The 22682-nt window shown below is 44.0% G+C and carries 21 protein-coding genes; 20 read left to right on the top strand and 1 reads right to left on the bottom strand.

Features of this window, described 5'->3' with window-relative positions:
* Window positions 1–26 precede the first annotated feature (26 nt).
* The 17 genes from opp4A (at window position 27) to MHH52_RS28655 (ending at window position 19822) form a co-directional block, all read left to right on the top strand.
* Window positions 27–1757 (top strand): oligopeptide ABC transporter substrate-binding protein, encoded by a 1731-nt coding sequence (opp4A, locus tag MHH52_RS28735; RefSeq protein WP_340005896.1) that lies wholly within the window; start codon window positions 27–29, stop codon window positions 1755–1757.
* A 74-nt stretch (window positions 1758–1831) separates the two neighbouring features.
* Window positions 1832–2737, top strand: coding sequence for a D-alanyl-D-alanine carboxypeptidase family protein (locus MHH52_RS28730; RefSeq protein ID WP_313639757.1), 906 nt, complete (start codon window positions 1832–1834; stop codon window positions 2735–2737).
* A gap of 354 nt (window positions 2738–3091) precedes the next feature.
* On the top strand, window positions 3092–4117 hold the full coding sequence (locus MHH52_RS28725) for an LCP family protein (protein WP_340005894.1): 1026 nt from the start codon (window positions 3092–3094) through the stop codon (window positions 4115–4117).
* A 193-nt stretch (window positions 4118–4310) separates the two neighbouring features.
* Window positions 4311–4736, top strand: a complete 426-nt coding sequence (locus MHH52_RS28720; RefSeq protein WP_042131716.1) for a CBS domain-containing protein — start codon at window positions 4311–4313, stop codon at window positions 4734–4736.
* A gap of 213 nt (window positions 4737–4949) precedes the next feature.
* Window positions 4950–5252 carry a MazG-like family protein gene (locus tag MHH52_RS28715; protein ID WP_170880353.1) on the top strand — a complete coding sequence of 101 codons (303 nt, stop codon included), beginning with the start codon at window positions 4950–4952 and terminating at the stop codon, window positions 5250–5252.
* 6 nt (window positions 5253–5258) lie between these two features.
* Window positions 5259–6176 carry a DUF2232 domain-containing protein gene (locus tag MHH52_RS28710; RefSeq protein ID WP_340005892.1) on the top strand — a complete coding sequence of 306 codons (918 nt, stop codon included), beginning with the start codon at window positions 5259–5261 and terminating at the stop codon, window positions 6174–6176.
* A gap of 11 nt (window positions 6177–6187) precedes the next feature.
* Entirely contained in the window at window positions 6188–8194 is a 2007-nt protein-coding gene (locus MHH52_RS28705) for a DHH family phosphoesterase (RefSeq protein WP_340005890.1), read from the top strand.
* Entirely contained in the window at window positions 8191–8637 is a 447-nt protein-coding gene (gene rplI / locus MHH52_RS28700; RefSeq protein WP_313639761.1) for a 50S ribosomal protein L9, read from the top strand. Before MHH52_RS28705 ends, rplI begins: the two co-directional genes overlap by 4 nt.
* Before the next feature lies 1 nt (window position 8638).
* Window positions 8639–10000 (top strand): replicative DNA helicase, encoded by a 1362-nt coding sequence (gene dnaB / locus MHH52_RS28695; RefSeq protein WP_313639762.1) that lies wholly within the window; start codon window positions 8639–8641, stop codon window positions 9998–10000.
* Window positions 10001–10211: 211 nt separating this feature from the next.
* Window positions 10212–11498 carry an adenylosuccinate synthase gene (locus tag MHH52_RS28690; RefSeq protein WP_060626292.1) on the top strand — a complete coding sequence of 429 codons (1287 nt, stop codon included), beginning with the start codon at window positions 10212–10214 and terminating at the stop codon, window positions 11496–11498.
* A gap of 165 nt (window positions 11499–11663) precedes the next feature.
* Window positions 11664–12314 carry a hypothetical protein gene (locus MHH52_RS28685; RefSeq protein WP_340005888.1) on the top strand — a complete coding sequence of 217 codons (651 nt, stop codon included), beginning with the start codon at window positions 11664–11666 and terminating at the stop codon, window positions 12312–12314.
* Window positions 12315–12628: 314 nt separating this feature from the next.
* Window positions 12629–14179, top strand: coding sequence for a M23 family metallopeptidase (locus MHH52_RS28680; RefSeq protein WP_340005886.1), 1551 nt, complete (start codon window positions 12629–12631; stop codon window positions 14177–14179).
* 190 nt (window positions 14180–14369) lie between these two features.
* A complete protein-coding gene (gene yycF / locus MHH52_RS28675; RefSeq protein WP_313639765.1) occupies window positions 14370–15101 on the top strand; it encodes a response regulator YycF in 732 nt (243 codons plus the stop codon).
* The gene (gene walK / locus MHH52_RS28670) at window positions 15101–16930 is read left to right on the top strand and encodes a cell wall metabolism sensor histidine kinase WalK (RefSeq protein WP_340005884.1); all 1830 of its coding nucleotides are present in this window, start codon (window positions 15101–15103) and stop codon (window positions 16928–16930) included. The genes yycF and walK overlap by 1 nt, the downstream gene beginning before the upstream one ends.
* Entirely contained in the window at window positions 16927–18219 is a 1293-nt protein-coding gene (gene yycH / locus MHH52_RS28665; protein ID WP_340005882.1) for a two-component system activity regulator YycH, read from the top strand. Before walK ends, yycH begins: the two co-directional genes overlap by 4 nt.
* A gap of 38 nt (window positions 18220–18257) precedes the next feature.
* A complete protein-coding gene (gene yycI / locus MHH52_RS28660; RefSeq protein WP_313639768.1) occupies window positions 18258–18998 on the top strand; it encodes a two-component system regulatory protein YycI in 741 nt (246 codons plus the stop codon).
* Between the two features lie 14 nt (window positions 18999–19012).
* Window positions 19013–19822 (top strand): MBL fold metallo-hydrolase, encoded by an 810-nt coding sequence (locus tag MHH52_RS28655; protein ID WP_340005879.1) that lies wholly within the window; start codon window positions 19013–19015, stop codon window positions 19820–19822.
* On the opposite strand, the gene MHH52_RS28650 is transcribed toward MHH52_RS28655, so the two are convergent.
* A complete protein-coding gene (locus tag MHH52_RS28650) occupies window positions 19788–19997 on the bottom strand; it encodes a hypothetical protein (RefSeq protein WP_313639770.1) in 210 nt (69 codons plus the stop codon). The two genes, MHH52_RS28655 and MHH52_RS28650, sit on opposite strands and share 35 nt — an antisense overlap.
* Before the next feature lie 469 nt (window positions 19998–20466).
* Here MHH52_RS28650 and MHH52_RS28645 point away from each other — a divergent pair, with 469 nt between their 5' ends.
* The 3 genes from MHH52_RS28645 (at window position 20467) to MHH52_RS28635 (ending at window position 22653) form a co-directional block, all read left to right on the top strand.
* Window positions 20467–21711 carry a trypsin-like peptidase domain-containing protein gene (locus MHH52_RS28645; RefSeq protein WP_340005878.1) on the top strand — a complete coding sequence of 415 codons (1245 nt, stop codon included), beginning with the start codon at window positions 20467–20469 and terminating at the stop codon, window positions 21709–21711.
* Between the two features lie 418 nt (window positions 21712–22129).
* Complete coding sequence (locus MHH52_RS28640; protein ID WP_019914582.1) at window positions 22130–22330, top strand: cold-shock protein; 201 nt, start codon at window positions 22130–22132, stop codon at window positions 22328–22330.
* Window positions 22331–22422: 92 nt separating this feature from the next.
* Window positions 22423–22653 carry a cold-shock protein gene (locus tag MHH52_RS28635; RefSeq protein ID WP_042131698.1) on the top strand — a complete coding sequence of 77 codons (231 nt, stop codon included), beginning with the start codon at window positions 22423–22425 and terminating at the stop codon, window positions 22651–22653.
* The last annotated feature ends 29 nt before the right edge of the window (window positions 22654–22682 follow it).

Raw genomic sequence — 22682 nt, 5'->3', positions numbered from 1 at the left:
GTTCAACTAGAGAAGGGAAGAAACACATGAATAATAAGAAGATGTGCAGGTTGTTATTAACGCTGCTCGTGATGGCGACCCTATTGTCAGCATGTAGTAGATCAACTTCCAGCAGTAATTCATTATCTTTTCGCCATAATTTGAAAGACAATAAGCCACAGGCTGGTGGAGTAGTTACTTACGGATACTCCTCACCGTTTACAGGCTTGTTTGAACCTGCTTTTTATGAAGGTGAAGATGATTTTCGTGTGCTGGAGTTTATTACTGAGCCTATGTTTACGTTAAATGATGATTTATCGATAATTCCTAGTATCGCCTCTTGGCAGGAATCTGACGATCATAAAATATTTACCTTTAAAATCAAACCGGGAGTCCGTTGGCATAACGGTGATGAATTAACGGTGGAGGATTGGAAATTTGCGATTGAAACTATCGCTAGTCCAGATTATACGGGCTCGCATTATTATAGTGTTGAAATGATTCAAGGGGCAGAAGCCTATCATAAGGGAGAAGCAAAGACCATATCAGGCCTGAAGGTCATAGATCCTTATACTTTAAAAATAACAGTAACTGCTGCACGGGTAAATACAATCGATAATCTGTGGCCCTATCCGATGAATAAAAAATATTATACTGGTGTCGCCGTTAAAGATATGCCTCAGAGTGATCAGATGCGAAAATCCCCTATTGGTATTGGCCCTTTTGTGGTTGAATATATTCAGCCTGGCGAGAGGGTAGAAATGAAACGCTTTGACCAATACTATAAGGGCAAAGCGTTATTGGATGGCGTACTGTATAAGGTATTTGACGACAAAGAAGTGACCAAACGCTTTGAACAAGGAGAAATTGATATAGAGACAGCCCCTCGGGATGCTTATGATGATCTAAATAAACTGGGGAATGTAAACATTCTGCAAACAGCTGAGCTTGGCTATGAATATATAGGTTTCAAATTCGGGCATTGGGATACGAAAACCGAGACAATCGTAATGGATAACCCTAAATTTGAAGACAAAAGATTACGCCAAGCTATGTACTATGCTTTAGATCGTGAAGGTATCATTAAAGCATATTCCTATGGTCTAGCTGAGCCTGTAGAGACCCCAATATCTAGTACAAGCTGGGCGAAGATCCCTGACGCTGAGATTAATACTTATCCATATAATCCTGTTAAGGCCAAGGAGTTGCTGGATGAGGCTGGATTTCTGGATCTTGACGGTGATGGATTACGGGAAGATTCAAAGGGACAAAAACTGGTTATTAATTTTGATTCTATGCTGGGTAGTCAAACGTCAGAGCTACGTACGGAGGCTATTCTAGGGAATTGGCGTGATGTTGGACTCGATGTACAGCTAAACGGGGGAGCATTAAAGGAAGTCCACACCTTCTACGACGCTGTGGAATCTGACGATCCGTCCATCGAACTATTCTATGGAGTATGGGGACTAGCGAGTGACCCCGATCCAACGGGTCTGTGGAGAGAAAATGATCTATGGAACTATCCACGTTGGTCCTCAGAGCGAAACGAAGAGTTGATTCGTGAAGGAGTAAGTATGAAGGCATACGATAGGGAATATCGTAAAGAAATATATTATGAGTGGCAGAAGCTGGTCAATGAAGAGGTACCTATGATCTTTTTGGCTGAGCGGAAAACCATTATTCCAGTAAATAAGCGTCTACAAGGCGTTCGTGTGAATTCTATAAGTACGATTATCGACCCTTATAAGTGGTGGATTAAGGAACAAAGTGAAAAATAAAATAAAAATATTTTGTGAAAAGTGTAATCAAATTGTAGTTTCATTCGTCATATATAGTATGGAGGATGACAACGATGAAGAGACGGATAGTAGTGGGGGCAATTGCAGCTGTTTTAGTCGTTGTCTTGATTGCGGTGTGGAAGCCAACCGAGCTTGGTTTTAAACCAAATATTGACGCGGAATCAGCAGTGCTTCTCGATATGGATACTGGAGATATATGGGTGGATATAAACGGCGATGTACCTATGCCACCAGCCAGTGTGTCTAAATTAATGACAGAATTGATTGTGCTGGATCAGATCTCCTCCGGAATGCTTAAATGGGAGGATAGAGTTCCCATTAGTGCTTACGCAAGTGAAATGGGTGGCGCAAATCTCTCATTGAAACGGGGAGAATTCTATACCATAAGAGAATTATTTGAAGGAATCGCCATATATTCTGCCAACGATGCAACTGTTGCATTGGCAGAATATATGGCAGGTTCAGAGGCTTCTTTTGTGCTTATGATGAACGACAAGGCACGCAGTCTAGGCTTATCTTCCAGCACAATATTTACTAACTCAACGGGACTATCAGGTAAGGATCTTGGTTTCATTCGTCCGAATATGAATATCAGCGGTGAGACAATGATGACAGCTCGGGATACCGCCAAATTGGCTGCCGCACTAATCTATAATCATCCGGATATTCTGAATATTTCTAGCCGTACACAAATGCATTTAAAGGATAAAGGTCTGTATGTTAGTAACAGCAATTTCATGCTTCCAGCTATGGGCGGTATTTACGCTTATGAGGGTACAGATGGTTTAAAGACTGGACATGATAACCAGGCGGGATATTGCATTGCAGGCTCGGCTCAGCGAGATGGTCATAGGCTTATTGCGGTCGTTATGGGAGCAAAGACTTATGAGAGCCGATTTAAAGGTGCTGCAAAATTGTTTGATTATGGATTTTTCCGCGGTTTACAATTATGGAGATAGGGTTAAACATATGACACACCCCCTTAGAATTGGGAACTAAAGTTGGAGCGCCATACGAGTATTTATTACTTGGTCTGGTGCTTTTTCCCTATTCATGTCGTTATTTGTTGTTTCTTTTTATCCATTTAGTGATTACAATAGAAATATTGTTTTATCCACATTAATTTAGGACCGCCAAAAACTTTTTTTTCTATAATTTTGAATGACCTGAATTTCCTGAAAGGGGGGACAATAAGATAATGGAATAGGGGACAGCCGATCGCCGTGAGAAATAAAGTCATGACTGCCTGATAAAGATCAGGAAGCATTATATATATGGCAAGCAATTATTCTACAATAAAGAAGGAATCAAAGATGAAAAAAATAAAGAAAAGATACATTGCACTCATAGTTCTTGTCGTTATTATAGCGGGAGGATTTCTGTTTCGTAATTCCCTGGCTGTATTAGCTTTCGACCTTTTTTTATCTGATCAGGTTGAAAGTAAGCTGAAGGAAGAATCTTACCAGCCGCTTAAGGATGAGAACAAGGTTAAGCCAGAGCCCGTTGCGTACAAGAGCGATCCCTTCTCAATTATGCTTTTAGGGACCGATCAACGCGATAATGAAACGGCACGTTCAGATACCATGATGTACGCTGTTGTTCGCCCTGAGGATTATAAGATCCTGCTTATCTCTATTCCGCGTGATACGTATACGGAAATTATAGGTCATAAGGATAATAAAAAGGATAAGATTACACATGCCTATGCCTTCGGGGGGCACCAAATGGCCAAGGATTCCTTAGAAGCGTTGCTCGGTCATGATATTCAATATTATGCTAGCATTAATTTCAAAGGGCTCAAGGATGCTGTAGATGCTATTGGAGGCGTTCCGCTGCCGATTAAGAAAGACATTGTGAACAAGGGCAAGGATCATGAAAAGTTTACAATTAAAGCTGGAAAGTCGCTTTATAACGGACAAGAAGCGCTTAACTATACGCGTTATCGTGAGGATAGCGACTTTAACCGCACCAAGCGTCAGCAGGTTTTTATTGATGTTGTAGCTAATAAGATGTTATCGATCAGTCAAATCGGCAATATTCCGAAGTTGCTGGATATCATGGGAGATAATTTCAAGACTGACATAGAGCCTTCCACGATCATTAGTCTGGCCAAGAAGTTTATGGGCGGAAAAGGCATGGATATCTCAAGCTTCACAGTTATGGGTGAAGGTAAGCGTATGGATGGTATTTATTACGATATCGTTGATGAAGAGGATCTGAGTGAGGCTAAGGCAATGATTGACAACTGGATGAACGCAGCAACACCAGTAGATCAACTAATTGAGCCTGGAAAAGCAAGTAATGCGCTGGAACCTAAAGCAACAGCAGTTACGCAATAATTCTAAAGTGGAATCTAAACTCATATAAATAATTGCAGCAGCCATTCACATTCTCATGGCTGCTGCTTGCTGTCTTCATGCTATAATGTATTGGAACTATTATTAAGCTGCCACGTATAAATAATTTTGCATGGCAGTAAAAGGAAGTTAAAGAACCGTAATTCCTTCGGAACTCTTTGAGGAGGATCAAGAGATGAATATTGCATTTTTTTTACTTCCGAAACAGGAAGTCGCTTGCGTAACGATCGATTCAACGCTACGCCAAACGCTGGAAAGGATGGAGTTTCACCGTTATACTGCTGTCCCTATTCTGAACCGAAATGGAGAATATGCTGGAACGGTTACAGAGGGTGATCTGCTCTGGTATATGAAGGAATCCGAAGGCAAGGTTACTTTTGAGAATGCTTCAAAATTCTTGCTTAAAGATTTGCCGTTACGGATGAATAACAGACCTGTCTCGATTGATGCGGATATGGAAGACCTGATTAATTTGGCTAAGGTACAGAACTTTGTTCCTGTAGTCGATGATATGAACCGGTTTATTGGCATCGTTCGCCGGAGTCAAGTCATAGAATATTGTGAGAAATTTGTATCAAAACAATCACAAGAGTCATTATAGCCCAATTTATTCGCGGTAATAGAAGCAATCGGAACGAGGCCTGTATTTCCGGCGATAACGGAAAACAGGTCTTTTTTTAAAATGTAAGAAGTAATTAGTTCATCCATTGTTGAAGCATACTTAAGGTGCGTGGGGCGTCCTGTGTGACACAGAAATTTTTATGCTATAATGGAGAATAAAGCTTTTTGCCGGAGGTAGAGAGACGTGTCCAATGTGCCGAAGGATCTAGATGTAGCTAAACGCGCCAAGGTAATTGAATGGCTAAAAACTGAAGTGATTGACCAAGTTTCACGGTTATTTAAGGCGTTATGGGAAGGCAGTACTACCCGTGTGGGCGACAGCCTGGCTAGTTTGATTATGAGCTCTTATATTTTGGGCCGCAGACTAGGAATTCCCTATCGTCAATTAGATGACTTGCTACTCGAGAAGCTCAGAAAGCATAAGCAGGAAGGGCATCAATTGGAAGAATGGTATCAAGATATATCTGCTTTAGAAGAACATATGCGTAAGAGGTGAATACTGTTGAAATTTCGCTGGTCATCTGTGGCTTGGAGCGTAGCATACTTACTTTTGCTGCTTAGTTTAACTACTCCAATGCTCATCATCACTACCCTATTTATGATTGTTCCGGCAGTAGTGTTGTTCACTACACTGAACACCAAACAATTCGTTCTACACGTATTGCCTGTGTTGCTGATTGTTGGCCTGATTACACCTATTTATGTACTGATTGCGGTGTATTTCTTAATACCGGCTCTGGTTATGGGACGTTGGTATAAAAGACATGCCTCAGCAATGTCAACCGTGATTGCAGGTACGGTTACGATCCTTGCAGAGTTTCTGCTACTCTTACTGCTCGGTACGGCGTTATTTAATTTTGATCTGTCTAACTATGTGAACGATGTGCTGCAAATGGTAAACTCGCCTCTGTCTGATCTCGGTACCACTAATCCACTGTTTACTGACCTTGGGTTTACGACTGAGGATGTAAACAAGCTAAGTCATATGACGGTTCAAATGATCCCAATGACTCTAATCGTAAGTTCTTTCATGATAGCTGTCATTACGCATTCTATCGTCCGTCCGATTCTGAACAGTATGAATTACGCAGTGCCTAAGATGAAGCCTGCACGTGAGTGGAGACTTTCGAGATCGTTCATTTGGTATTATTTGATTGGTGTGGTTCTTCAGCTCTTCTTCTCAGGATCGGAGAACAATTACATCCTAATGATTTCTGCCAATCTTCTGCCGTTGCTACGAATTGGCTTTATGATTCAGGCGATTGGATTTTTCTTCTTCCTGGCGCATGAACGCAAATGGAACAAGATGGCTGCCATTCTGCTAGCAATACCGGTCATTTTGCTGCCGCCGCTACGCATTATCGGTATCATTGATCTTGCTTTCCCACTGCGGGAGTATGTGACGAAATCGAAACGATAGGGTGAGAGTTCATGCCTAAATTTCTGCAAAGACGCTGGCACGGCTATCATACCGTATGGGCGTTCATGCTACTGTTGGCCCTTATTATAATTGTCAGTATTTATAACTGGGCTCTTGGGGTCGCTAGCCTGTTCCTGGCAGGTACATTATGCTTCTATATGCTAAAGACGGAGATTTCGTTCCGTCGTAATCTGGTGGAATATATTAATGGATTAACTTTTCGTATTAAGCGGGTTGAGGGAGAAGCGGTCAGCATGCTACCCCTCGGAATCATTCTGTTTAGCGAAGATCGAACAGTAGAATGGAATAACCGCTATGCCGGTGATGTTTTTGCGCGCAAGTCTTTGGTTGGGGAACCGCTGCAGGAATTGCTGCCTGATATGCAGTCTTTTTTTACGACAAATGTATCGGGAAAACGGGATATCCTCAAAGAAGGTGTATTGAACGACACTCGCCTTGAGCTCACTGTGGATGAACGATATTATCAAGCCGTCATTATTCCAAGTGAACGTATTCTTTACATGTATGATATCACTGAGCTTGTGGTGTTACGTGAACGTTATGAGGATGAGAAGCTGGCGATCGGCATAGTGATGATGGATAATCTAGATGAATCTGCTCAAGGAATGGATGATCAACAGCGTACTTCTCTGATTGCCAAGGTGGCGAGTGAGATCACTGAATGGAGTAAACAGTTTGATGTTTACTTGCGTCGGTTGTCGTCTGAACGTTATCTAATGCTACTTAATCACCGTAGCCTGCAAGCGCTAGAAGAGAGTCGATTCGTTATTCTCGACGAGGTTAGGGAAATGACGGCGGATCTTAAGGTACCGATGACACTGAGTATAGGCATGGCTTTTGGAGCGGATTCTGCAAGTGAGCTAGGAGCTCTAGCTCAATCCAGTTTGGATATGGCGCTAGGCCGAGGCGGAGATCAGGCAGCTGTAAAAGCAGGCCAGAGGTTGTCTTTCTACGGTGGAAAGAGTAATGCCGCGGAGAAGCGTACACGAGTGCGGGCACGAGTCATTGCGCATGCACTGCGTGATCTGATGCAGGAGAGCGACCGCGTGCTGATCCTCGGTCATCGGACACCAGATATCGATGCTGTAGGTGCTGCAATTGGCCTTCTGAGGGCTGCACAAATGTATAATGTAGAGGCCAACATTGTGATGGAAACCCCTAATCCTTCTATAACAAACATGATGGAGCAGATTCGTAAAGATGATGAGTTGTTTAAGTCATTCATCACAACGGAGCAGTCCTTACAAGTGATGACTGAGCATACCTTGCTTATTGTTGTGGACACACATAAGGCGTCTATGACAATGGAGCCACGGCTTGTGCAATATGCCAGTAGAATTGTGGTGGTGGATCATCACCGTAGAGGTGAAGAGTTCATCAACGATGCTGTACTGGTATATTTGGAACCTTACGCTTCATCAACCTGTGAGCTGGTGACAGAGTTGCTTCAATATATCCATGAGAAGGTAAAGATTTATCCGCTGGATGCTACAATGCTATTAGCGGGGATTACTGTAGATACGAAGCACTTTGCGCTTCATACAGGCTCACGTACATTTGAAGCTGCAGGATTTCTGCGCCGAAATGGTGCGGATACCGTCCTTATTCAGCGTATGCTGAAGGAGGATTTACAGGAGTATATTTCAAAAGCCGAAATTATCAAACATGCGCGTATGATTTATGATCAAATCGCATTGGTTGTGACGGCACCAGGCATGAAGATTCCGCAGTTACTTATTGCTCAGACTGCGGACACGCTACTAGGGATGACGAACGTAGTCGCTTCATTCGTCATTAGCGAGCGACCAGACGGCCTGATTGGCATTAGTGCTCGATCACTTGGGCGCATGAATGTACAGGTCGTGATGGAGAAATTGGGTGGCGGTGGGCATCTTTCCAACGCCGCAGTACAGCTAGAAGGAACATGTAAAGAAGCAGAAGCCAGACTGCTGCAGGTGCTGGCTGAAATCGAATCGAAAGAGGGTTTATTCGAATGAAGGTCATTTTCATAAAAGATGTTAAGGGTCAAGGTAAAAAAGGTCAGGTTAAAGAGGTATCAGAAGGTTATGCTGCCAACTTCCTATTACCACGTGGATTAGTTCGTCCGGCAACGGAAGGAAATGTTAAGACGCTCGAGAACCAAGCAGCTGCTGAACAACGCCGTAAAGATAACGAAAAAGAAGAAGCACAGCAACTGGGCAAGAAGATAGATGAGCTTACACTGACTATGAAAGCAAAAGCAGGTGAAGGCGGCCGTCTATTTGGCGCAATTACAAGTAAACAGATTGCTGAGACGCTAGCTTCTACTCAAGGCATTTCCATCGACAAGCGCAAGATTGAACTAGGTGAGCCAATCCGCCATATGGGAGTGTTTCAAGTAAGTGTTAAACTGCATACTGAAGTAAAGGCTACCCTTAAGGTCCAGGTAACGGAGGAGTAACATGGGTGGAGATCTCTTTTTCGATCGGGTTCCCCCGCAGAATCTTGAAGCGGAGCAAGCGGTAATTGGTGCTGTTCTGTTGCAGGATGAAGCGCTCATTACTGCAATGGAGCGGGTGAATACCGAAGACTTCTACGATAAAGCGCATCAAATGATTTTTGAGGCGATGGTGCAGCTCGGAGAAGAGAGCCAGCCGATTGATCTTGTTACGCTTACTTCTAGACTGCAGGACAAGGGAGAGCTTGAAGATATTGGCGGTGTTAGCTACTTAGCTAAGTTGGCGCATGCGGTACCTACTGCGGCTAACGTAGAATACTATGCGCAGATTATTGAAGAAAAGGCTATGCTTCGGCGCTTGATTCGCACAGCAACGCAGATCGTGAGCGAGGGCTATACAGGTGGCGAAGATGTAGCCGATATGCTGAGTGATGCAGAACGGCGAATTCTTGAAATCTCCAACCGGCGCAGCGGCAGTGGGTTTATCGCGATCCGCGATGTTTTGATGGAAGTATTCGACAAGGTTGAACTACTTCATCAGAATAAAGGTGGTACGTCAGGTATTCCAACTGGATTCGTGGATTTAGACCATATGACTAATGGATTCCAGCGCAACGATCTGATTATTGTAGCGGCGCGTCCTTCTGTAGGTAAAACTGCGTTCGCGCTTAATATCGCTCAGAACGTGGCAGTACGTGCCAAAGAGACTGTTGCCATATTCAGTCTGGAAATGTCAGCGCCGCAGCTAGTACAGCGGATGATCTGTGCAGAAGCCAATCTAGATGCCAATATTATGCGTACCGGTGATTTCAAGAGTGATGATGATTGGTCCAAGCTGACCATGGGGATTCAGTCACTATCGGAAGCGGAGATTTATATCGACGATACACCCGGTATCACGGTGACGGATATTCGTGCAAAATGTCGGAGGCTGAAGAAGGAAAAGGGCCTTGGCATGATTGTCATTGACTACTTGCAACTCATTCAGGGCCGCGGCAAAGGCGGGGAGAACCGTCAGCAGGAAGTATCGGATATATCCCGTACACTGAAGCAGATTGCCCGTGAATTGGACGTGCCGGTCATCGCCTTGTCGCAGCTTAGCCGGGGTGTGGAGCAGCGTCAGGATAAACGACCGATGATGAGTGACTTGCGTGAATCTGGTTCTATCGAGCAGGATGCCGACATTGTTGCGTTCCTATATCGTGATGATTATTACAATCAGGATACTGAGAAGAAAAATATCATTGAAATTATTATAGCCAAACAGCGTAATGGTCCCGTAGGTACGGTAGAACTTGTCTTTCTTAAAAATTTTAACAAGTTCGTTAACTACGAGCGAGCACATGCAGAACCATTTGCTGGTTAAACTTGTCATGTATAATATCCGAACGATTGCACATTTCCTCGTGTAATCGTTCGTTTTATTTGACTTTGAAAAAAACGGCTGTTACACTGAGTATTGTCCTTTAGTGGGTTAAATCCGCTTGGAGTCCGGAGGGCTACGTACATAAGAATGACGTACAGGGCCCATATTATGAAAATTAATGGTGCTGGCTAGCACCTACGGAGGAATGAACATGTCAACGGTAGTCGTCGTGGGAACACAATGGGGAGACGAAGGTAAAGGGAAAATCACTGACTTTCTAGCTGAAAGTGCAGATGTGGTCGCCCGATATCAAGGGGGCAATAATGCCGGTCACACGATTCTGATTGACGGTGAGAAGTTTAAGCTCAGCTTGATCCCTTCTGGTGTATTTTATAAAGAAAAGACTTGTGTAATTGGTAACGGGATGGTTATTAATCCAGCTGCCTTGATCCAAGAAATTAATTATATTCACGAGAACGGTTTTGACACTAAGAACTTAGTGATCAGCGACCGGGCTCATGTTATTATGCCTTATCATATGGTGCTAGATGCTCTGGAAGAAGACCGCAAGGGTCCGAACAAGATTGGTACAACACGTAAAGGTATCGGTCCATGTTACATGGATAAGGCTGCACGTAACGGTATTCGTATTGCTGACCTGATGGACGCTGAGGAATTCGAATTGAGACTCCGTCACTTGATGGAAGAGAAGAACCAAGTCATTACACAAGTATATGGCGCGGAAGCTCTTGACGTTGAAGAGATTCTTACTCAATACCTGGAATATGCGGAAGTGCTGCGTAATTATGTGACAGACACATCAGTCATTCTTAATGAAGCCATTGATGCAGACCGCAAAGTATTGTTTGAAGGTGCACAAGGGGTAATGCTTGATATCGATCAAGGTACGTATCCGTTTGTAACTTCTTCTAACCCATCTGCAGGTGGAGTATGCATAGGTTCCGGCGTTGGACCTTCCAAGATTAAACAGGTTATCGGGGTTGCTAAAGCTTATACCACTCGTGTTGGAGATGGCCCGTTCCCTACAGAACTGAATGATGCAACTGGTGATTATATCCGTGAAACGGGCCATGAATATGGCACAGTTACGGGACGTGCTCGCCGTGTAGGTTGGTTCGACAGTGTAGTTGTAAGTCACGCTCGTCGTGTAAGTGGAATCACAGGTTTGTCACTTAACTCGTTGGATGTACTGAGCGGACTTGAGACTGTGAAGATCTGCACAGGCTACAAATACCGTGGTGAAGTAATCACTCATTACCCAGCTAGCCTTAAGATGCTGGCAGAGTGTGAAGCGGTGTATGAGGAGCTTCCAGGTTGGAGCGAAGATATTACTTCTGCAAAAACACTGGACGATCTGCCAGCAAATACACGCAGATATGTTGAACGTGTGTCTGAGCTTACAGGGATTCCGATTGCCATCTTCTCAGTAGGACGTAACCGTGAGCAGACGAATCAAGTAACGCCAATTTATATCTAACAACATAGTCAATTTATAAGGGGCCTCGGGAGAGGCCTTTTTTTTTATGTTTACTTTTACACTCGGACGTTTCCCAAAGCCGGTTCTAGTCAATACTGGAAGTATAGAAGAACATGGAGATGATCTACCAGATAGACTTGAACATAGGTGAGAGGAGAGACGAAGATGAAGATCGTGAAGCGTACACTGGGAGTATGTCTAATTGTAGTACTCGCAAGTACACTTTCAATTCTAACAACGGGCGTGGTTGTAAATGCTTATATTCAGTCGGTGCTGGCGAGCTTTGATATTAAAGTGGATAGTCCAGGCCCAGGTTTAGGTGGGATGGTCAAAAGTATTATTGGCATGGATAGCCAATCGGACCCCAATAAAGCGAATAAAGAAGCGACGACAACAGGCAGCACGGTAAACAAGGATAAAGATAACAGTAAGGATACACCTGCAAAAGATAAAGGGGAGCCGGTGGAGGAAAAGGCACCCGCGGATGCTTTACCGGTTATGGGCCAAGCCTCAAATGAGTCCTCTACTAACGAAAGCCAGAGTGGAAGTATAGAGGATCAGCAATTGGTAATGACACCTGAGGCAATAGGTGACTTAAAAGATAATCTACCTTCGGCGGAGAAGGTAAATATATTTAATATCCTGATGTCTAAACTACCGCAGGACGAGATGCAAAAGATCTCTACGGCTATGGAGAATGGACTAACGGAGAATGAGGTTAAGGAACTGCAACAAGTCATCGCTAAATATGTTGATCCAGATGAATATGAGAGTATAATGAAAATGCTTACACCAACTACAGGAACTTCGCAGTGAGGATAGTGATTGTCACTTTATAGACACAAGAAAAAGGTTAAAATTTCATATTTGCGCAAAAAACCCGCGTTTTTCGTGGGTTTTTTTATGTGTACAAAGTTGAAATTTTTCGCTCAGCTATGGTACATTAGACAAGGACGCCAAACGGTTAATTTTTTGTAACCTCTTGTAACCTTTTTGAGGGTCCATTAGAAGCAGGAATTTAGAACTAGGATAAGCAGAAATATTCATGGTCGTAATCTATATAATCGAGATCGTACAACTAGCTTGGCCGCTCATATCGGATGACAGAGCGGACTGAAAGGGAGAGTTTCATGAAGGGATTTAAGTTCATGCGCCGGATGGGGAAACTGCAGGATAATCACAAAGCAGAATCCGGAGCAGATGTTCAGCAGAGCCACAATTTCGATCACGACTCCACACACTTTCATCAAGAAAAAGGTACTCGTAGATTCCGGCGCTCTTGGATTTTGGGAGCTGTTGGCCTGGTACTTCTAACCACTGTGTTGATTGGTGCAGAGAAAAAGTATGTAGCAGCCAATACTGAAACCTACTATCAAGTGTTAGTGAAGGGTAAGGAGATCGGGAAGCTTAACGATCAGGCACAGCTTAACCAGCTGTACGATAAGAAGCAACAGGAATATCAGGACAAGTATCCTGATAGAGCGATGGTACTTCAGACAGAAGGCATTACAATTAAACAGCAGAAAGCGTACAAACCAGAAGTTGATAGTGAAGCGACGCTTAATAAATTAGATAGTATGCTGAAGGCCTATGCCGTAGGTGTACAATTAATGGTAGATGGCAAGGCCGTTGGCATTGTTAAGGATCAACAGACCGCGAATGCGGTACTTGAAGGGGTAAAGAATCATTATGTTCCGCAAACTGAAGTAGCAACAGCTAGTAAGCTCACAAGAACCGCTGCCTCAAGTTCAAGTGCTGCGAAGGCGAAAGCAAAAGCTGCTAAACAAGTGGAATCAGTCAAGATTAGTGAGGAGGTCTCTGTTGTTCCTGTAAAAACAGATCCTAATAAAGTGCTGGATGTGGCGGAAGCGGTCAAGACACTTACCGAGGGCAAAGAGGCGCCACTTCTTTATACCGTTCAAGAGGGCGATACGATTTCGGGGATTGCCAAACGGTTTGAAATTACACAAAAAGAGATTTATAGTAACAACCCCGATGTGAAAGAGCTAACGTTGAAGATTGGGGATACGCTGAAGCTGAAGGTACCACAGCCAGATGTTACAGTTGTTACTGTGGAACAAGTGTCAGAGCAGGTGGTTACTGAGCCCGAATTGATCGTACGCAAAAGCGACCAGTTACCGGCAGGCAAGAGCAAGGTTGTTCGTCCAGGGCAAACTGGCCTTAAAGAAATGCAATATCGGTTAACGAAGAAGAATGGAATGGTCGTACAAGAAGAGTGGTTGGGCCAGACGGTTATACAATCTTCGCTCCCTGAAGTGGTTTATCGGGGTACGAAGGTAGTTGGTGAAGGAACGGGCATGTTCAGTTGGCCAGTAAGCGGAGCAACACTTACTAGCAGTTTCGGAGAACGCTGGAGCCGTGCCCATAAGGGGATAGATATGGTATCTGGCAACCGGACCATTAAAGCCTCTGATGCCGGAACTGTAATTTTTGCAGGTGTGAAGAGTGGATATGGAAATGTGGTTATCGTGGATCACCGTAACGGATACGAGACTTATTACGGTCACTTAAATAGCATCTCAGTCTCTACGGGACAGCGCTTGGAGCAAGGCGCCAAGATTGGCGTAATGGGCAACACTGGACGTTCGACGGGAACACATCTGCATTTTGAGATTCGGAAGAATGGCACTGCAGTAAATCCAATGAAGTATTTGCAATAATTCATACGTTAACCTCAACTGCTCGATTAAACTCGAGCGGTTTTTATTTTTTTTGATATATGAATGACGATATAGCTGTTTCTTTTTGCTGGGGAAACCGATTCCTTATTTCGTAGGATGTGACGGTAAGACAGGTATGTTAAAATAAAGGAATGATCTTTAAGTAGGGATAGGAAGGTGAAGCTGAGACATGCAGATGGGAACGATTCTGGTAGTAGACGATGAACAGCCTATTGCTGATATATTGAAGTTTAATCTAGAAAAAGAAGGCTACGAGGTTATTTGTGCTTTTGATGGTAACAGTGCAGTGGAACTGGCATTGTCCAGAAAGCCTGATCTTATGCTGCTTGATCTTATGCTGCCTGGTAAGGACGGGATGGATGTTTGTCGTGAGGTTCGTTCTGCGCACTTGGACATTCCTATCATTATGCTTACTGCCAAAGACGGAGAGATTGATAAGGTGCTTGGTCTAGAGCTTGGTGCGGATGACTATGTGACCAAACCTTTTAGTACACGTGAGCTACTCGCCAGAGTTAAAGCCCAAATGCGGAGACAGCACAAACCGTCACCGCCGGGAATGGCGAATGAACCTGCAGAGACCAGACAGGGTATTTACCATTTTGATCTATTTATTGATACAGATATGTATCTGGTATATAAGGGTGGGGAGCCGCTTGATTTGACCCATCGAGAATATGAGTTGCTCTACTATATGATTAAACATGCGGGTAAGGTGATGACCCGGGAGCATTTACTGCAGGCCGTGTGGGGATTCGAGTATTTCGGCGATGTGCGGACCGTAGACGTGACGATCCGTCGTCTAAGAGAGAAAATTGAGGAGAATCCCAGCAAGCCCGAATATATTTATACTCGGCGTGGACTTGGCTATTTGATGCATAGCCCTAAAAGCGGAGGACTGTGATGAAATGGTGGTCCTTTTTCCGGACAATTCAGGCAAAGCTTATTATTATTTATGTGCTGCTGATTCTGATAGCTATGCAGTTAATTGGAGTCTATTTTGTCAGCTCGATGAAGAACTCGTTAACGGATAACTTCACGAAGGATCTTAAAGCACGTGCGGAGATGCTATCCATCCTGACTGCTGATAAATTTGGTAGTGAGGCTGGTACCGCGGACGAGGAAACGGCTGTAGAAAGTCTGCGAGGCATGGTCAATAACCTGTACATTAACGGGGCCGAGATTCAAGTGCTTGATGCCAGTGGCAAAATAATCACCACCTCCGTTCCCTCGCAGAATGACTATGTCGGACAGCGCAACACCCAGACCGTAGTGAATCGCGCCTTGCAGGGGATCAGCGATAATGAAGAATATATTATTGCCGATGATAATGTGCGTAAAAAGGTTGTGGCCAAGCCGGTGCTCTCCGGTGACAAGGTAGTGGGCGCTATTTACATTGCTGCTGACATGAAAGATTTATATGCAACCATGGGCAGGATTAACAGTGTATTCATCTCAGGTTTGCTGCTAGCCTTGGCACTGACAGTTGTCCTATGTGTTATTCTTGCACACACCATTACGCAGCCGATTAAAGAAATGACTAGGCATGCAACAGCTGTTGCTGAGGGCCGGTTCAATCGTAAAATGCCCGTACTCGGCAACGATGAAATTGGACAACTCAGTCAGGCATTCAATTATATGACAGGTAGACTGCGTGAGGCGCTCTCGCAGAATGAGGAGGAGAAGGAGAAGCTTACCTCCATTCTGACGAACATGAGCGATGGTGTGGTGGCTACGGATGAGAATGGGGTAGTGATTCTCATGAACCTTCGGGCAGCACTTATGCTGGGAACAGAAGGTCCATTGCCGGAAGGTGCTCCACTGGATAAATTACTTGGTCTTGACTATGAGCAGAGCGGCTCCTTGGCTAAAGGAAATGCTCAATCCGCTATGCTTCACCTGACACATATGGGTGGTGAAGATTCTAATATCGTGAGAGTAACGTTTACTCCGATTCATCGTCGTGAAGGTGGGATTGCAGGCACCATTGCTGTGCTGCAGGATGTCACGGAGCAGGAGAACCTGGAGGAATCACGTCGAGAATTCGTAGCGAACGTTTCGCATGAGCTAAGAACACCACTTACAACAATTAAGAGCTACGTGGAGGCACTCGATGATGGAGCGCTTGAGGATCCGCAGTTAGCCGTTCGATTTGTTGGGGTTATTCGTAACGAAACCGAGCGTATGATTCGTCTGGTTACGGATCTACTGCATCTTTCGCGTCTGGATTCCAAGGAGGCACTTCTCAGAATTCAGCAGACGGATATTGCCGAGATGCTGGAGGATGTAGCAGACCGCTTTTCTTTTCAGATTCGGCAGAAACGTATCGATATTAGCACAAGGGTGCGCAGAGATGTTACCACGGCGTGGCTCGATCGTGATCAAATCGATCAAGTCCTGGGGAATTTAGTCTCGAATGCGCTAAAATATACGCCAGAAGGCGGTACAATTGAATTGGAAGCCTTGAAAAATGAGGATGGAATGCTCTCCATTTCTGTACGTGATTCCGGGATTGGTATTCCGAAGAAAGATATCGAGCGGATCTTCGAACGCTTTTATCGGGTGGACAAGGCGCGTTCACGGAATATGGGAGGCACCGGACTCGGTCTTTCCATTGCCCGGGAAATTGTGAAAGCACATGGAGGCTCTATTTCCCTGCAATCCGAGCTTAATGAAGGCTCTAAGGTAACCTTTACGCTACCTCTGAATGAGCAAAGGGGGAGTGAGGCATGAAGGAGAGATTGAAGTCATGGATTCTAGCCTTACTCGTGCTGGGAAGTCTAGTTGAGAGTTATTATTTGATTTATCGCTTGCCCGGTGCAGACTCTGCGGTACTCTCCGAGAATCTATATGTGAAGACAGATAATATGGGATCGAAAGAAAAAGTCGAGAACTTGTTGTACCCTGACAAAATGATCATCCATATGGGCGATAACAAGCATACGCTTTTTTATCCGGACTCAACGTTCTATAGTTTAATTATGAATCGGTTAAAAGGGCGTGGATTTGAAAGCTTCCAGCGGCACTCGGTGCAGGATTATGACTGGGAAAAGATTCGCAATGAGAATCCGGGTATTGAGCTTTCGTTCGGATCGGGCATTCCGGTAACGTTATTGCAGCGGGTTATGCAGCTGTCGCCTGATTCCCTATTTGAAGGAGAAAGTATCGATCGTATTTGGATCTACAACATTAAGAATGACTCCAAAGCGCATGCCATTTTCTTCAGTACGAGAGGCGATATTATTTATGAAGCGGCAAAAGCGGATTTAACCGTTCAAGACGTGCAGCAGCATGTGGATTTCGGCAAGAACTGGACGCCTTACAAGTCAATAGACGGAGATTATTATGTGCCTGACAGCAAGATTTCTCTGGTTCAGGTTGAGATGCCTTCAGGCATGTATACCATAGAACAAATGCAGAACAATCTTTTCTTCGATGTTGGAAGCACTAGATATATTCGCGAGAAAAATGGCTCGGAGATTTATACGGACAGCAAACGGAGTCTTCAGGTCGATAAGGAAAGGAATTGGATGAGCTATAGCGATCCTGCCGCACTTCCAGCTGGAGAAAGTACACCTGCCAAGGATGCGCTGGAAGCCGTAGAATTTGTGAACCAGTATGGTGGATGGAATGGGACTTATCGTCTTGAAGCCACCGAGGAGGGGAGACAGGACAGAAAGGTCTCTTTTCAACAATATTATGGCTCCTATCCTTATGGCTCCTATCCGATCATGAGTAATTCGCAGTTGCAGTATGGCGTAATTAATCTGGAATTGCAGCAGGGTACCGTATCCTCTTATGAACGCTCATTAATCTATATGGATGAGAGTAAAGCACAGAAAAAAATAGTAGAGCTATCTGGGGGCGCAGAGCTAGAGAATCAATTGTCTTTGGTCAGCAAAACTTCGGCAGTGAAGGATTTGACGCCTGCGTATGTACCTGTAGTGAAAGAAGATAAGCTGCAACTGCTCCCAGTCTGGAAGGTTACACTTATTGACGGCAGTGTTCTTACTTTAAATTAATTTACAAGTGGTTCAAATAACATTTAGGAGGTAAGGGTATGGATTGGGGAAGAGCCAAAAATGTACTGATTTGCGCCTTTTTAGGTCTAAATCTGCTGCTATGTTATCAGCTGTGGATTGATTTGCGCGATCAGGTTAGTGCCAATCTCGATTTCACTTCCCTGTCCGAAGAAACCCAAGCGGTAATGGAGCAGAAAGGGATCCGTGTGTTGTGTCCGATTCCAGCGTCTACCCCGCAACTTCCTAATATAACTTATCGATATTCTGCTGAAGAGCAGAATGAACCACCCATTAAATTAGATGTTCCTATAGACAGCAAGCTGATCTATTCTTCATTCACCGACCTTAGCAAGGCGCTTGAGAGTCAAATTCCGGACATCGCAAATTATCGCTTCGATTCACAAGAAAGTGAAGTTGGGAAGTTCGTTCTTCATCCGCTGGTTCAGAACCAGTGGTCGCTATTCCGAGTTAGACTAGAGCTGATTAACAGTGATCAGAAGATTGTAGCTTACCGCTGGCCGAAGATTGAAATAGGGGCAAGCAGTAGCGATAAGGAACAGAAGGTACTTCCGGCATCGCAGGCGCTTAGTAGTTTGATTGAAAAATATTTTCCGGCAGACTCCGTAGTGAAGGAGATTGAGCTTGGTTATTATGGTGAGCTGTTCAATTCCGAAAGTCAGGTAGCGTCGCCGATGTGGCGGTTCATGCTGGAGAACGGCAATGCCTATTATGTGGATGCTATTAGTGCGGACATTATCAGTCCCAAGACAACAGAGTAGAAGGAGTAAGGAAAATGGGGATTTCATTTACAGTACTGTCCAGTGGTTCTACCGGGAATGTAACGGTGGTACGGAACGGGGAGACAACACTTATGATTGACGCGGGCCTAAGTGCCAAGCGGATCGATGAGCTGTTGGCCATGCGCGAGCTAACGGGTAATGATATAGACGGGATTCTAGTCACACATGAGCATTCCGATCATATCAAGGGACTCGGGGCAATGGCCCGTAAATACGATCTTCCGATCTATGCAAACACCAATACCTGGGGAGCCATTGAGAAAGGCATTGGGAAAATACCCGACTATAACCGAATTATAATGGAGTCGGGACAGCATAGGGATTTTGGCAGTCTACGAGTAGAATCATTTGCGATTTCTCATGACGCGGCGGAGCCAGTGGGTTACAACTTTTATGATGGGAAAGAAAAGCTATGTGTAGCTACAGACCTGGGTTATGTTAGCGACAAGGTAAGAGGTGCGATTTCAGATGCGGATGTATTGGTGTTGGAAGCGAATCATGATATCGAAATGCTGAGGATGGGGCGTTATCCGTGGAATACGAAACGACGCATACTTGGCGATATGGGTCACCTTTCTAATGATGCAGCCGGGGCAGCACTTAGTGAAATTCTCACAGGACGGACCAAGCGTACCTATTTGGCGCATTTAAGCCGGGATCATAATATGATGGATTTGGCTAAAATGTCGGTACGTTGCGCGATGGAGGATCGGGGCTGTTTCTTCAAGGATAGCGAGTTTAAGCTGTGTGATACGTATTTTGATCAACCTACGCCATGGGATAAGCTGAGCCAGTTGTCATAAGCTGGTCCAGTTCGGCAGTCTTTCGCTCTAGTTCTTGGCGGGAGATCAGACCTTTATCGATCATTAATTCGATCATAGCGCTGAAGGCAAGGGTCATATGATAGTGTTCATCCTTCAAATCACCAAGCTTACCGATAAACTCAACCAGATCCATACTTGTGGAAAAAGAATTCATAATTATACCTCCTCATATAGTAAAAGCAGAACTGAAGTTGTAAAAATTTCGCAGGCTTTTTACCTTAGGAAAATCACGAATTGGGGGTTGCCTGTGATACAATTATAAACATGATGGGCAAAGCCTAAATTTAAGGACCATTTCTATTATTGTAGTCTTTTAAGTTACAAAATATTCCTAGTAGAGAAGATATATTGAAAGATTCTAATATTCTTTCGATAAACTGAAACTATTGTGGGATTAATGGATAAAGTGAAACTTTTTAGTGATTGTTGGAGTCTAATGGTTGCAGAGGTATATGCTCAAATATAAGAACATATAAGTTTTGCACCTATACGTTCTTATATTTCTACGAGAAACGGTTGTCATTAATAAAGGACGACAACGTCGTTTCTTCTTGGGACGTGGTTGCTATAGGTTCAGGTTTTAGATACTGTGAACGCTTGGCAATAGAAGGGGGAGATTTTCGGTGGGATTGTTTGATGACGATTTCTATTCAACTAAAGTATCGCGGTCCAGAGGGGATGAAGCATCAAAGGGATCATTTGCTAACCGCAAACATTCTGTGCGAAGATCGCGCAAGGGTTTGTCAACTTGGCAAATATCCGCCGTCTGCTCCTTAATCAGTGCTGTCGTGGCAGTGTTTTTATTCAGTGTGCTTACAGGCCAAATCAGCCACGAGACTGCCCCGAAGTCGGTAGTAACAACTGGGGAGGTTGCCCCAAGCAGTGATCCATTTGACCGGATCATTCAAGCGGCTGCTACGGTTCGTCCTGCAGTAGTAAGTATTATCAATCATAAAGAAGATAATAAAGAATTGGACATTCTGGATGAGTCAGCATTAGGCTCTGGAGTGATTTATAAAAAGGTAGATAATAAAGCATTTATCATTACCAATAACCATGTCATTGAAAACTCCAGCAATCTCGAAATCGTTACAGTGGATGGCGAGACACGTAAAGCTACACTCGTTGGAACGGATAAAGTGAGCGACATCGCGGTTCTCTCCATTGATGCCAAGGGCATCAATACGATTGCACAACTCGGGGATTCCTCTAAGCTTCGCCTAGGTGAAACGGTCATTGCCATCGGTAACCCGTTAGGACTTGGAGACACATTGACTTCAGGCATTGTCAGTTATACCGAACGGAAGGTTCCCGTTTCACTAAATCAGGACGGAGTATATGATTGGGAACAAGAGGTCATTCAGACCGATGCGGCAATTAATGAAGGAAATAGTGGCGGCGCGCTTGTTGATCTGGATGGTAAAGTCATTGGCATTAACACAATGAAAATCTCCGATGCAGGTGTAGAGGGTTTGGGTTTTGCTATTCCAGCCAACCATGTGATAGATACCGCCAATGAACTGGCTGAGAAAGGGCGTATTGCCCGTTCCTACTTAGGTGTATATTCTGTGGATTTAAACAATCCGTACGTTCCTCTCGCAGAGGATCAACGGAGCGAACTGAACCTACCGAACAATGTTAAGGATGGGGTAGTCGTTCTGGATGCTGTTGGACCTGCAAAGGAAGCCGGACTGCAGTTCAATGATGTAATTACGAAATTTAATGATGAACCTATTATATCTACGCTTTCCCTTCGCAAGTATTTATATAATCATACGAAGATTGGTGAGGATCTGAAGATTACCTACTACCGAAATGGGAAAATCAATCAAACGACGGTTAAACTTCTTGAAAAACCAGAGGAATAATATGCTGGAAGTCGGCATATAATGATATAGCAGTAATGACAAGTAGAGCGGACTACCCCTTCGTTTTGAAGGGAGACCTTCCTGAGATAGCGGTACTTTGTATCGCTATCGGGAATCTGGTTCTTCTAAAATGTTGATAAATATGGCAAAAGTAAGCTTATTTAATGAATTTTGACCTGACTGGCAACCCTTACATTGGAAGGTAATACTTATTAGGGTAGAACCGGATAAATTAGTATGCTTGCTTGCCTTTGCTAATCAGGTGTGGTAATATGATATCAATCATACATTTAGTCCCTAATTTTCACATTGAAAAGGGCTGTTATATTTGGTAATACAACCTTTTTCAATGTGTGAATTTTTTCTTTGTTTGAAGATAAAAAGAACATATTAATTTAAATTTGTGGAGGTAACACACATGCAAACAGGTACAGTTAAATGGTTCAACGCAGAAAAAGGATTCGGATTTATCGAAGTTGAAGGCGGAAGCGACGTATTCGTTCACTTCAGCGCAATCACTGGCGACGGCTTCAAAACTTTGGACGAAGGCCAACGCGTTGAATTCAACGTTGTTCAAGGCAACCGTGGACCACAAGCCGAAAACGTTGTAAAACTGTAATAATAGAAGAAACCGTCCCAGCTTGTGAAAGTTGGGACGGTCTTTTTATATCTAGTTAGTCACTATTGACTTACAGGATGGGAGGAACGGCAATGAACTACCGGAAGAAACCTTTGGAAGAAATACCGGAAGAAAATACCGCGATTTGGGCGTGTACCAATGATGGATGTAACGGATGGATGAGGGATAATTTCGCATTTGAACATGCGCCTTCTTGCCGTCTATGTGACTCTCCAATGGTTCGCAGCACGAAGATGCTACCACAATTGCTTAATTCGAATGGCGATCTCAAATCGCTAAAGAAGGGTATTTCCATTACCTAACCAATGCCTTTATGAGTCAAGCTTTTTAT

Source organism: Paenibacillus sp. FSL K6-0276, from assembly GCF_037977235.1.
Taxonomy (GTDB): domain Bacteria; phylum Bacillota; class Bacilli; order Paenibacillales; family Paenibacillaceae; genus Paenibacillus_AQ.
This window is presented reverse-complemented; position numbering and strand designations above follow the sequence as displayed.

Bases quoted from the DNA above. Each gene is read 5' to 3' on its own strand.
- MHH52_RS28635 (WP_042131698.1), top strand. From the start codon at position 22,423: ATGAACTACCGGAAGAAACCTTTGGAAGAAATACCGGAAGAAAATACC.
- MHH52_RS28690 (WP_060626292.1), top strand. From the start codon at position 10,212: ATGTCAACGGTAGTCGTCGTGGGAACACAATGGGGAGACGAAGGTAAA.
- MHH52_RS28655 (WP_340005879.1), top strand. From the start codon at position 19,013: ATGGGGATTTCATTTACAGTACTGTCCAGTGGTTCTACCGGGAATGTA.
- yycF (WP_313639765.1), top strand. From the start codon at position 14,370: ATGCAGATGGGAACGATTCTGGTAGTAGACGATGAACAGCCTATTGCT.
- rplI (WP_313639761.1), top strand. From the start codon at position 8,191: ATGAAGGTCATTTTCATAAAAGATGTTAAGGGTCAAGGTAAAAAAGGT.
- MHH52_RS28685 (WP_340005888.1), top strand. From the start codon at position 11,664: ATGAAGATCGTGAAGCGTACACTGGGAGTATGTCTAATTGTAGTACTC.
- MHH52_RS28705 (WP_340005890.1), top strand. From the start codon at position 6,188: ATGCCTAAATTTCTGCAAAGACGCTGGCACGGCTATCATACCGTATGG.
- MHH52_RS28720 (WP_042131716.1), top strand. From the start codon at position 4,311: ATGAATATTGCATTTTTTTTACTTCCGAAACAGGAAGTCGCTTGCGTA.
- MHH52_RS28680 (WP_340005886.1), top strand. From the start codon at position 12,629: ATGAAGGGATTTAAGTTCATGCGCCGGATGGGGAAACTGCAGGATAAT.
- MHH52_RS28640 (WP_019914582.1), top strand. From the start codon at position 22,130: ATGCAAACAGGTACAGTTAAATGGTTCAACGCAGAAAAAGGATTCGGA.
- dnaB (WP_313639762.1), top strand. From the start codon at position 8,639: ATGGGTGGAGATCTCTTTTTCGATCGGGTTCCCCCGCAGAATCTTGAA.
- MHH52_RS28650 (WP_313639770.1), bottom strand. From the start codon at position 19,997: ATGAATTCTTTTTCCACAAGTATGGATCTGGTTGAGTTTATCGGTAAG.
- MHH52_RS28730 (WP_313639757.1), top strand. From the start codon at position 1,832: ATGAAGAGACGGATAGTAGTGGGGGCAATTGCAGCTGTTTTAGTCGTT.
- yycI (WP_313639768.1), top strand. From the start codon at position 18,258: ATGGATTGGGGAAGAGCCAAAAATGTACTGATTTGCGCCTTTTTAGGT.
- MHH52_RS28725 (WP_340005894.1), top strand. From the start codon at position 3,092: ATGAAAAAAATAAAGAAAAGATACATTGCACTCATAGTTCTTGTCGTT.
- walK (WP_340005884.1), top strand. From the start codon at position 15,101: ATGAAATGGTGGTCCTTTTTCCGGACAATTCAGGCAAAGCTTATTATT.
- yycH (WP_340005882.1), top strand. From the start codon at position 16,927: ATGAAGGAGAGATTGAAGTCATGGATTCTAGCCTTACTCGTGCTGGGA.
- opp4A (WP_340005896.1), top strand. From the start codon at position 27: ATGAATAATAAGAAGATGTGCAGGTTGTTATTAACGCTGCTCGTGATG.